Annotated in this window: 12 protein-coding genes; 6 read left to right on the top strand and 6 right to left on the bottom strand. The window is 66.0% G+C overall.

The window, feature by feature from the left end:
* Positions 1-591 (bottom strand): DMT family transporter (locus C4301_RS08075; RefSeq protein WP_352414586.1); only part of this gene is annotated, 591 nt, incomplete at its 3' end.
* A 17-nt stretch (positions 592-608) separates the two neighbouring features.
* Between C4301_RS08075 and C4301_RS08070 the strand changes: the two genes are divergently transcribed.
* Genes C4301_RS08070 through C4301_RS08060 form a run of 3 tightly spaced genes read left to right on the top strand, consistent with a single transcriptional unit; the run spans position 609 to position 2,375 of the window.
* Complete coding sequence (locus tag C4301_RS08070; protein WP_352414585.1) at positions 609-1,580, top strand: polyprenyl synthetase family protein; 972 nt, start codon at positions 609-611, stop codon at positions 1,578-1,580.
* Between the two features lie 7 nt (positions 1,581-1,587).
* Positions 1,588-1,776: a mediator of RNA polymerase II transcription subunit 6 family protein gene (locus C4301_RS08065; protein ID WP_352414584.1), complete on the top strand. Its 189-nt coding sequence runs from the start codon at positions 1,588-1,590 to the stop codon at positions 1,774-1,776.
* Entirely contained in the window at positions 1,764-2,375 is a 612-nt protein-coding gene (locus C4301_RS08060) for a hypothetical protein (protein WP_352414583.1), read from the top strand. Before C4301_RS08065 ends, C4301_RS08060 begins: the two co-directional genes overlap by 13 nt.
* On the opposite strand, the gene C4301_RS08055 is transcribed toward C4301_RS08060, so the two are convergent.
* From C4301_RS08055 to C4301_RS08045, 3 genes are read right to left on the bottom strand one after another with little or no spacing between them, the layout of a single operon-like run.
* Positions 2,295-3,326 (bottom strand): threonine aldolase family protein, encoded by a 1,032-nt coding sequence (locus C4301_RS08055; RefSeq protein ID WP_352414582.1) that lies wholly within the window; start codon positions 3,324-3,326, stop codon positions 2,295-2,297. The two genes, C4301_RS08060 and C4301_RS08055, sit on opposite strands and share 81 nt — an antisense overlap.
* A complete protein-coding gene (locus C4301_RS08050; RefSeq protein WP_352414581.1) occupies positions 3,319-4,467 on the bottom strand; it encodes an aminotransferase class I/II-fold pyridoxal phosphate-dependent enzyme in 1,149 nt (382 codons plus the stop codon). Before C4301_RS08050 ends, C4301_RS08055 begins: the two co-directional genes overlap by 8 nt.
* Positions 4,460-4,954, bottom strand: coding sequence for a MogA/MoaB family molybdenum cofactor biosynthesis protein (locus C4301_RS08045; protein ID WP_352414580.1), 495 nt, complete (start codon positions 4,952-4,954; stop codon positions 4,460-4,462). The genes C4301_RS08050 and C4301_RS08045 overlap by 8 nt, the downstream gene beginning before the upstream one ends.
* A 38-nt stretch (positions 4,955-4,992) precedes the next feature.
* On the opposite strand from C4301_RS08045, the gene C4301_RS08040 reads away from it, so the two are divergent.
* Positions 4,993-5,559, top strand: a complete 567-nt coding sequence (locus C4301_RS08040; protein ID WP_352414579.1) for a GNAT family N-acetyltransferase — start codon at positions 4,993-4,995, stop codon at positions 5,557-5,559.
* Complete coding sequence (locus C4301_RS08035; protein ID WP_352414578.1) at positions 5,535-6,728, top strand: SLC13 family permease; 1,194 nt, start codon at positions 5,535-5,537, stop codon at positions 6,726-6,728. Before C4301_RS08040 ends, C4301_RS08035 begins: the two co-directional genes overlap by 25 nt.
* Here C4301_RS08035 and C4301_RS08030 read toward each other — a convergent pair.
* Together C4301_RS08030 and C4301_RS08025 are read right to left on the bottom strand one after the other, a co-directional pair.
* Entirely contained in the window at positions 6,721-8,025 is a 1,305-nt protein-coding gene (locus C4301_RS08030) for an amidase (RefSeq protein WP_352414577.1), read from the bottom strand. The genes C4301_RS08035 and C4301_RS08030 overlap by 8 nt on opposite strands.
* A gap of 6 nt (positions 8,026-8,031) precedes the next feature.
* Positions 8,032-10,044 (bottom strand): molybdopterin oxidoreductase family protein, encoded by a 2,013-nt coding sequence (locus C4301_RS08025; protein WP_352414576.1) that lies wholly within the window; start codon positions 10,042-10,044, stop codon positions 8,032-8,034.
* Between the two features lie 23 nt (positions 10,045-10,067).
* Between C4301_RS08025 and C4301_RS08020 the strand changes: the two genes are divergently transcribed.
* Positions 10,068-10,348 (top strand): ribonuclease H family protein (locus tag C4301_RS08020; RefSeq protein WP_503012410.1); only part of this gene is annotated, 281 nt, incomplete at its 3' end.

Genomic DNA, 10,348 nt, shown 5'->3' with positions numbered 1-10,348 from the left:
GGGAACCCGGTCCAGGCTCGGCCGTTCCAGCCCCATCCACCCCAGGGCGAGGAGGCTCGTTCCCCAAAGCTGGGCGGCGGTGAGGGGCAAGGGAGGGTAGAGCTTGGCGTACACCTCGAGCCGTAGGATGTAAAGGGCGTAAGTGAGGGCTGTGCCCAGTGTCCAAGCATCCCCAGGGTTCAGGGGGGGCTGGTTGGGGTCATAGGAAAGGAGGCCCACCCCCAAAAAGGCCATAAGGGCGGCCAACCAGAGCCTTCCCGGCCTTCGCCCCACCAGGCTTAGCAAAAGGGGGACGAGGACCACGTTGAGCGCGGTGATAAAGGCGCTCCTGCTGGCGGAGGTGTACTGGAGGCCGATGGCCTGGGTGGCGTAGCCGAGAAGGAGCCAGAGGGAAAGCTCGAGGCCCGCCCAACCGACCCCTCCTTGGGGCCTACTCCAGGGGAGGAATAAGAGAGCGGCCAGGAAGAACCGCAGAAAGATGAGGGCGGAAGGGGCCAGGGTTTCCACGGCGTCTTTGACCACGACGAAGGTGGTGCCCCAAAGCAGGGTGACGAGGTTCAGGTAAACAAAGCCCTGGACGTAGGCCGGCATGCTCTAAAGTGTATAGCATGAAGCCGGAAGCCTTGCGCGAGGCCCTTCGGACCTACTTGCTTAGACGCCTCGAGGCCCTGCCTGAACAGGAGGGGTACCGAACCCTCCTTCAGGACTACCCAAAGCGGGGTGGAAAGGCCCTTAGGGGCCTTCTCACCCTTTACAGCGCCCTGGCCCACGGAGTGGCCTTGGAAAGAGCCCTGCCCGCGGCAGCGGCTTTAGAGCTTTTCCAGAACTGGGTCCTAATCCATGACGACATCGAGGACGGCTCCCTGGAGCGGCGGGGAGGGCCCGCCCTCCACCACAAGTACCCCATGCCCTTGGCCTTGAACGCGGGGGATGCGCTGCACGCGGAGATGTGGGGGATGCTCCTTTCCGAGGAGGAAAAGGTCTTGGAGGAGTTTTATGAGCTCGTTCGGCGCACCGCCTTTGGCCAGCATTTAGACCTTTCTTGGACGCTTTCGGGCCGCCTGATCACCCCTGGGGAATACTTGGAGATGGTTCGGTATAAGGCGGCCTACTACACCGCCGTCGCCCCCTTGCGCCTCGGAGCCCTCCTGGCCGGCCGGACACCTCCGGAGGTCTATCGGCAAGGAGGAGAGGCCCTGGGGGTGGCCTTCCAGATCGTGGACGACCTTTTAAACCTCACCGCTTCCCCTGCGTACGGCAAGGAAAAAGCAGGCGACCTTTGGGAGGGTAAGCGGACCCTGATCCTCGCCTATTTCCTGGAGGAGGCCACCCCTGAGGAAAAGGAGCGCACCCTTAGGCTCCTTGGCCTGCCCCGTTCCCAAAAGCGGGCGGAGGAGGTGGAGTGGCTTTACGGCCGGATCCTGCAAAGCCGGGCCCTGGACCGGGCCAGAAGGGAGGCCGAACGGTTAAAGGAAGAGGGGCTTTCCCTCTTAGAGCCAGCCCTGGCGAGCCTGCCTGACCTCGAGGCGGCCCAGGCCCTTTTGGGGGTCCTGAGCACCCTGGTGGAGCGTCAGGCATAATGGGGGCATGAAGGGGGTTCGGTTCCGCATCCTCACCGCCCAGGACCCGGATCTTCTCCAGGAGCGCCTGAACCGCTTCGTCTCGGAGCTCCCAGAGGAGGTGGTCTTGGTGGAGGTCCGCTTCAGCATGGGGGGAAGCCCGCCCGTCTACGCGGTCTTGGTCCAGTATAAAGAAGTGGAGCCTTGGAGGGAGTAAGGGTTTTTCTCTTTTACCTGGCCCTCCACCCTGAGGCGACGCGGGAGGAGGTTCGGGCCCGGTTCCCGGTGCTGGTGCCCGTTTTGAAGGCCCTTTCGGAGGAGCTGGAGATCCAGGGGGAGACCTTCCGGCTTAGAAAACCCCTTTCCCTTTCGTGGTTTGCCCCCCTTTTCGCCGAGCTGGACTCCCCCCTTCTTCCGGAAAGGCCCCTGGCCCTCGAGCGGCTCTTTGAGGCCGCGGTGCGGGATGGGTTTTCAGGGGCTTTGCCCAAGGGGGAGGTTTGGGAAAGCGCCTCCGTGCCGGTAAGGGCCGCGGCCCACCTGGCTTTGGCCGCGCGGGCCTACCGGGAAGGCCAGGCCCGGGTGGCGCTCCCCTTGATCGGCAAGGCCATGGGGCTTCTGGAGGGGGTGGGGATTCCCCTCCCCGGGGTGGTTTTGGGCCTCCTCGCCCTGGTCCAAGAGGCCCTCCGCCCAGGGGGGCGGGGCCGGAAGACCGCACAGAAGGCCCTAGAGCGCTCCTTAACCCCCTTTGGTGCGGAACTGGCCCGAAGGGTTCTCCAGAACCCATCGGAAGGCGGCCAGGGCTCTTTCGATCGCTGAGTCCTCCAGGTCCCGGTGGGTGACCAGGCGGAGCCGGCCCTTCAGCACCCCTACCAGAACCCCCTGGGCCTTCAGGGCCTGGGCCAGGGCCTCGGGGTGGGGGTGGGGAAGGTAGACCATGTTGGTCTCCACCTCTTCGGGCTCGAGGCCCAGCTTCCGGAGCCCCTCCGCCAAGGCCTTGGCCCGGGCGTGGTCCTGGGGCAAAAGGGATGGCCCCTCCTCCAAGGCCACAAGCCCCGCCGCGGCCAGGACCCCCACCTGGCGCATTCCCCCACCCAGAAGCTTCCTGTACCGCCGGGCTTCCTTGGCCATCGCCTTGGGGAAGAGGAGCAAAGAACCCACCGGGGCCCCCAGCCCCTTGGAGAGGGAGACCATGGCCGTGGTAAACCCCCGGGCCAGGCGAGAGGGCTCGGTGTTCAAAGCGATGGCGGCGTTGAAAAGCCGGGCCCCATCCAGGTGGGTGGGGAGGCCCTTCTCCCGGGCGAACTCCAAAACCCCCCGGGTGATCCCCTCCTCCACCACCCGCCCCCCCGCCAGGTTGTGGGTGTTTTCCACGGTGATGAGGCCGATGGGGGCTTGGTGAGGCCCCTCGTGGAAAAGGGCGCGAAGGGCTTTTAGGTCGGGCCTTCCTCGAGGGGCGGGGTAGGGGCGGACCAAAGCCCCCGCCAGGGCGGCGGGTGCCCCCAGCTCGTACTCGTACAGGTGGGCCCCCTCGGGGGCCAGCACCTCCTGGCCCCGCCTCAGGTGAAGGAGAAGGGCCACCTGGTTGGCCATGGTGCCGGAGGGGAAGAAAAGGGCCTCCTCAAACCCAAGCCTCTCCGCCGCTAGACCTTGGAGGCGGTTGACGGTGGGGTCTTCCCCGTAGACATCGTCCCCCACCTCCGCCTCGGCCATGGCCCGGCGCATTCTGGGGCTGGGCTGTGTCACGGTGTCAGACCGAAGGTCAATCATAGGCCTCCTTTAGGAAGGTCTTCAGGATCTCCGCAGCCCGGAGGAGGTCCTCCTCGGGCCGCACCAGGGCCAGGCGCACATACCCCTTGCCCCCGGGGCCGAAGCCTTGGCCGGGGGAGAGGGCGAGGCCGGTTTTGAGGACAAGCCGTTTTGCGAACTCGAGGTCGTTGAGCCCCTCCGGAAGCCGGCCCCAGAGGTACATCGTCCCCTCAGGGGGGCGCATCCTAAGGGTTTCCTTCAGCGCTTCATAAAGAGATTCGGCACGCCTCGCGTAGGTTTTGGCATAGCCTTGCAAAACCCCAGGAGGTGTCTGAAGGGCGACGATGCCCATGCGGAGAATCCCCGCGTACGGGTTGAAGTCCACCGCGCTTTTGACCGCCTCGAGGGCCCGGATGGCCTCCCGGTGGCCCAGGGCGAAGCCCAGGCGGAAACCCGCCAGGTGGTAGCTTTTGGAGAGGGAAAAAAGCTCCACCACCCGCGCCCCTTTACCCCCAAGGGCCAGGGCGCTTTCCGCCCGTCCAAAGAAAACCTGGTCCACATAGGGGTTGTCGTGGATGAGCCAAAGGCCTTGGGCCTCGGCAAAAGCGAGAGCTTCCTCCAAAAAGGCCCGGGGGGCGACCCGGCCCGTGGGGTTGTTGGGATAGTTTAGAAGGAGGACGCGGGCCTTTCGGAGGGCCTCCTGCGGGATCTGGCTAAAATCGGGCAGGAGGTCCTCCCTTAAGGGGATGGGCCAGGCCTTTAAGCCCGCAACCTGGGCGGCGCCGAAGTAACTGGGGTAGGCCACTTCAGGAAGAAGGAGGCCCTCTTCGGGCTCGGTCAAGGCCAAAAGGAGGTGGGCCAGGCCCTCCTGGCTTCCGATGAGGCTCAGCGCCTCGGAGGTCGGATCCAGCTCGAGGCCAAACCGGCCGTGGAACCAGGCCACCGCCGCCTCGAGGAAGGCCAAAGTGCAGGACTTGAGGCAGTAGCCGTAGGTAAGGGGGTCGTCCAAGGCGGCCTTCAAGGCCTCCAGGGGGGGCCTGGGAGGCAAAAGGTCGGTGGAACCGATGGAGAGGTCTAAAAGGGGAAGGCCTTTGGCTTTGGCCTCCCGTTTGGCCCGATCCATCTCCAAAAAGACCGAGGGCGGGGGGACGCGGCTACTCATGGTGCCCCTCCTTCCAGGGCCTGCCGGTGAGGAGGCTGAGGGCATGGGGTAGGACGGGCAAAACGGCCTCGAGGGACTCCCGCGCCCCCTTGGGGCTTCCCGGCAGGTTCAAAATGAGGGTTCTCCCCCGCACCCCCGCAAGGCCCCGGGAGAGGGCGGCCAAAGGGGTTTTTTGCAGACCCCTCAGCCGCATCAGCTCGGCAAGGCCGGGGGCCTCCCGGTCCAGGACCTCCCGGGTGGCCTCGGGGGTCTGGTCGCGGGGGCTAAGCCCCGTCCCTCCGTTCGTGAGGATGAGGTCCAGCCGTTCCCGGTCCGCCCAGAGGCGGAGCACCTTTTTAATCTGGGGTGGCTCATCGGGAACGACCTCATAGGCCACCACCTCAAAGGGGCCCTCCTTCAGCGCCTCCCGAAGGGCCAGGTGGGTGGTGTCCTCCCGCTCTCCCCGCGCCCCCTTGTCCGATACGGTCAGGATCCCGACCCGGAACATTTGCGTTCAGTTTAACCCCCGACCCCCATAATAGGGGCATGTGGGCTTTCCCGGAGGTTTTCACGGGCCGGTTTGTGCGCCTGGAGCCTTTGGCCTTGGCCCATGCCCCCCTCTTTCTCAAGCACTACACGGAAGAGGTCTACCGGTACATGTCCTACCGTCCCGAGCCCAGCCTCGAGGGGATGGAGCACCACCTGGAGGCGCTTCTAAGGGAGGCTGGGCGGGTGAACTGGCTCATTCGGCTTGGCGACGAGGCCGCGGGCCGCATCTCGGTGATCGACCCCACACCCGAGCACGGCCGGCTGGAGATCGGAACCCTTGTCTTCCGGCCCTACTGGGGGGGGCCCGCCAACCTCGAGGCCAAGCACCTCCTGATGGCCTATGCCTTTGAAACCCTAGGGGTGGAGCGCGTCCAGTTTAAGGTGGATGCGAGGAATCTCCGGAGCCAAAAGGCCTTGGAAAAGCTCGGCGCGGTGCGGGAAGGGGTTTTGAGGCGGTACCGGCGGGTGGGGGATGCGTGGCGGGACGATGTCTTCTACAGTGTCCTTAAAGAGGAGTGGCCTGCGGTTCAGGAAAGGATATGGGCGAGGCTAAAGAGCTTCTAGCCCTTTTCGTCCTTGTCCTCACCTATCTGGGCCTGGGGGTGGGTCATCTGCCCGGGTACCGGATGAACCGGGCGGGCATCGCCCTGGTGGGGGCGGCCTTCCTCATCCTCCTGGGGGTTTTGGACCTCGAGACCGCCTGGCGGGCCTTGGACCCAGACGCTTTGGTCTTTCTCTTCGGGGTGATGGTTTTAAACGCCCAGCTCAGCTACGCTGGGTTTTTCCCCTGGGCCACCCTGGGGCTTTTGCGTATGGCGAGAAGCCCCTTTGCCCTCCTCGTCCTTCTCACCTTTGGCACGGGCCTGCTTTCCGCCTTTTTCCTGAACGACACCATGGCGCTTCTCCTGACCCCTCTGGTGTTGGAGCTCACCCGGGCCCTGACCCTTAGACCCCTTCCCTACCTGCTGGCCTTGGCGGGGGCTACTAACCTGGGCTCGGTGGCCACCCTGACCGGAAACCCCCAGAATATCCTAGTGGGAGCGGTTTCCGGCATCCCTTACCTGGACTTCGCCCGTGCTCTGGCCCCGGTGGCCTTGGTGGGCCTTGCCCTCCAGGTGGGCCTCATCGCCCTTCTCTTTCCCGAGACCCGCAGCCTCGCCCCCCTTCCTGCCTTCTCTGTCCCGCGCTTCCGCCTCCATCAGGGGATGCTCGCCAAGGGCCTTGGGGTGGCCGCCGCCCTTTTTTTGGCCTTCCTCCTGGGCTATCCGTTGGCCCAGGGGGCGCTGGTCGCGGCGGGGGCGGTTCTTTTCACAAGGCGTCTCCGCTCCGAGCGCTTTTTCGTACGGGTGGACTGGGAGCTCCTCGTGATGTTCAGCGGGCTTTTCATGGTGACCCAGGGGGTGCGGGTTTTGGGGCTTTTGGACCCCATAAGGCCCTGGGCGGAAACCCCCCTGGGCCTCCTCCTTTCCACCGCTCTTCTTTCCAATCTGGTCTCCAACGTGCCCGCCGTCTTGCTCCTTTCGCCTTTGGTGGAAGACCAGAAGGCCTGGCTCCTTTTGGCCGCGGCCAGCACCCTGGCGGGGAACCTTACGCTTCTGGGTTCGGTGGCCAACCTGATCGTGGCCGAGGCGGCCCGCCGGGCAGGGGAAGGGTTGACCGTTTGGGACCACCTCCGCTTCGGCCTGCCCCTCAGCCTATTGACCCTGGCCTTCGCGTACCTCTGGCTCAGCTGAGGCGGGCCTCGAGCCAGCCCCCGATGGCCAGAACCTTCCCGTCCTCCCCAAAGGGGCCCACCACCTGGAGCCCTACGGGAAGCCCCTCCACCTTGGCGAAGGGAAGGGTGAGGGTGGGCACCCCCAGGAGGCTGAAGGGGAGGGTGAGGGTGATGAAGGCCTCCCGGTGGCTCCTCCGGCCCGATTCCAGTTCCACCTCCTCCGTGCCCAAGGGGGGGGCGGGGAGGGGCTGGGTGGGGAGGAGGAGGGCATCCACCCCCCTCAGGGCCTTGACCAGCTCCAGCCTCAGGGCCTCCCGCTCCGCCACCGCGTTCCGGTAGTCCTTCTCCGTGAGGCTAAGGCCAGACTGAAGGGCCTCCCGCACGGCTGGGGAGAAGAGCTCGGGGGTTTCTTTGAGCGCCTTCTCGTGAATCCGGGCCGCCTCATACCGGACAAGCCGGGTGTAGACCTCGTAGGCCCCCCGGAGGGGAAGCGAGACCTCCTTGACCTCCGCCCTAAGGTTGGGAAGATCCTCCAGAAGCCTCATGAAGGCCTGTCGCACACCCCTGCCGAGCCGGCCTTCTAAAAAGTCCATAGGCACGCCAAAGACCGGGTTTTGCGGCCCTTCCAGGGGGATGTTCTCCCCCGCCAGGATCTCGGTCAGGAGGTGGGCGTCCCGGACGGTTTTGGCCATGGGGCCCGCGTGGTCGGTGGAAGGGGAAAGGGGAAGGGCGCCCTCCAGGGGAATCCGGCCGTAGGAAGGCTTGAACCCCACCACCCCATTGAAGGCGGCGGGGATCCGGATGGACCCCCCGGTGTCCGAACCCAAGGAGGCGAGGCCGATGCCCAAGGCCACCGCCACCGCGCTCCCGCTGGAGGAGCCCCCCGCCTGACGGCCTGGGTCTAGGGCGTTTCGCACAGGCCCCGTGGCGGTGACCTCCCCGGTGATGCCCAGGGCGATCTCGTGCATATTGGCCTTGGCAAAGAGGAGCCCACCCGCCTCCTTGAGCCGGGCCACCGCCCGGGCCTCCTCAGGAAGGGGAGGGAGAGGGGCCCGGGTTCCCGCCCGGGTGGGCATGCCCCGGACGGGGAAGAGGTCCTTCACCGTCAAGGGGATACCGTGCAAAGGCCCTCGAGGCCGCCCCTCCTTCAGCTCCTGGGTGAGGGTCAAGGCTTCCTTCCGGGCGGCCTCCTCGTCGAGATGCGCGAGGGCGTTCCGGTCCCGGTAGGCCCGGGCCCGCTCCAAGGCTTCTTCCAAAAGGTCCAAGGGGGTTCTGGTTCCGATCCTTAGGGCGGCCAGGGTGCTCAGGAGGTCCATGCTCCATTATTGCGCAAACCGGATGGGCTCCACCTCCACCGCCGTGGCGTGGAAGGTGCTTCCCCCGCCTAGATCGGTGAGCGCCTCGCTCGTGAGGTGATTAATCCCCTTCCCGTCCGGCGCGTCCTTTTCCCACCAGGTTCCCTCCAGGACCACCGTCCCCGGGATGGGGGCCTCGGTGAGGTGGACCTTGCGCACCACCTGGCCAAAGCGGGAGCGGATGACCGCGTACACCCCCTCGGTGAGCCCCCGGGGCTCGGCGTCCAGAGGGTGGATGAGAAGCCGGGGCTCCCCCCCTTCCGCCTCTTTGAGCCTTCTGACCGGGCCGTAGGTGGTGTTCAAAAAGCTCTTCGCAGGGGGGGTGAGGAGGATCAGGGGGTAGCCGGGCTCGGGCTCGGTGGGAATGACCTGGGGGGGCGGGGCAAAGCGCACCGGGCCCTCCGAGAAGGGAAGGAAGGGCCGGGGGAGGTTCAGCCTCAAGAACCCCTCCTGCTTGAGCCGCTCCAGGGTAATCCCTTCCAGATAGGGGTGGCTCGAGTCCAGGAGGCTTCTGGCCATCTCCTCGGCCGTCCAGTACAGGGTGGGTTCCTCCAGGTCAAGCCGCCGCGCGAGCTCCCGGAAAACCCAGGTGTTGGACCTGGCCTCCCCCTTCGGAGGCAGGAGGGGCTCGTTCCAGGAAAGGTAGTAATGCCCGTAGCTCGTGTAAAGGTCTGGATGCTCGAAGAAAAGGGTCGCGGGAAGGACGAAGTCCGCGTACAGGGCGGTCTCCGTCATGACCTGCTCCAGCACCACGGTAAACAGGTCCTCCCGAAGGAAGCCCTCCTTGACCTTCCCCGTGTTCGGGGCCACCACCAGGGGGTTGGAGTTAAAGACAAAAAGGGCCCGGATGGGGGGGGTGGCCTCGGTGAGGGCGGTGCCCAGCTGGTTCATGTTGATGGGCCGCGCCTTGGGGTTGGGGCGGAAGTAGCCCTGGTGAGGGTGCCTTCCCTCCAGAAGGTGCCTTCCCCCCAGGAGGCGCCGGTTCAGGAAGAAGGCTCCGCTGGTGGAGAGCATGGCCCCGCACCCCGGGTACCGCCAGGCCCCAAGGAGGGCGGGGAGGAGGATGACCGCCCTGAGACTGTTCCCTCCCCCTGGGTGCCGGGTCATCCCATAACCCACCCGGAGGAAGACCCGCTTGGCCTCGCCCATCTCCCGCGCCAGGCCGAGGATGGTTTCCTCGGGCACCCCTGTAAGAGCGCTGGCCCTTTGGGGGGTCCAGGCCCGTGCCTCCTCTTGGAAGGCCTCGAGGCCTACCGCCGCCCGCTCTAAATAGGCCCAGTCCACAAGGTCCTCTTGGAAGAGGACATGGGCCAGGGCATAGGCCAAGGCGGCATCGGTGCCGGGGCGGAGCCGTACGTGCTGGTCTGAGAAACGGCTCGTGGCGTTCTGGTAGGGGTCGATGTGGACGACCTTGGCCCCGTTTTTCCGGGCCTCCTTCAGGAAGGAGGTGAGGTGGCTGTTCGTGGCCAGGCTGTTGATCCCCCAGAGGAGGATGTACCGCGCGTTTGGCACCTCCTCTGGGTCCGGCCCCAGGCGGGGCCCGTAGGTCATCTCCCAGGCGGCGCTCCCCGCCGTGCTGCAGATGGTCTCCAGGAGCTCGCTGGCTCCGATGGCCCGGAAGAAGGCCAGGGGGTGCTGGTTCTCGATGAGGCCCATCGTGCCCGCATAGTGATAAGGAAGCACCGCCTCCCCACCCCAGGTCTCCAGGACCTCCTTCAGGCGCTCGGCGATCTCCTCCAACGCCTCGGCCCAGCTTACCTGGATGAACTCGCCCCGCCCCTTAGCCCCCTTTCGCTTCAGGGGGTAAAGGAGCCGCTCCTTCGCCCGCTCCGGATAGCGGTAGGTCTTTTTGCAGGCGAAGCCCTGGGTGATGGGATGGCTGGGGTCCCCTTCCACGGTCAAAAGCTCTCCTCCTTCAAACTCGAGGAGGAGGCTGCAGGCGTCCGGGCAGTCCAAGGGGCAGGTGGCTCGAGCGCGCATACCCCTATGGTACGCTTTTCTCCATGGAAGAGGTGGGCTTTTCCAGGTGCGCGAAAGCGTGCTTAGAGGCCCCCTTCTGGGCCAAAGGGCTCCGGGTGGCTGGGTTGGACGAGGTGGGGCGGGGGGCCTGGGCGGGGCCCGTGGTGGTGGGGGCGGTGGTCCTCCCCCCGGGGGCCTATCCCTTCCGGGACTCTAAGCGCCTTTCCCCCGCCGAACGGCTTCGCATGGTGGAGGAGGTCAAAAGCCGGGCCCTGGCTTATGGGGTGGGGGTGGCGGAGGTGGAGGAGGTGGACCGGCTGGGGGG

The organism is Thermus sp. (assembly GCF_040290245.1).
Lineage (GTDB): Bacteria > Deinococcota > Deinococci > Deinococcales > Thermaceae > Thermus_A.
This window is presented reverse-complemented; position numbering and strand designations above follow the sequence as displayed.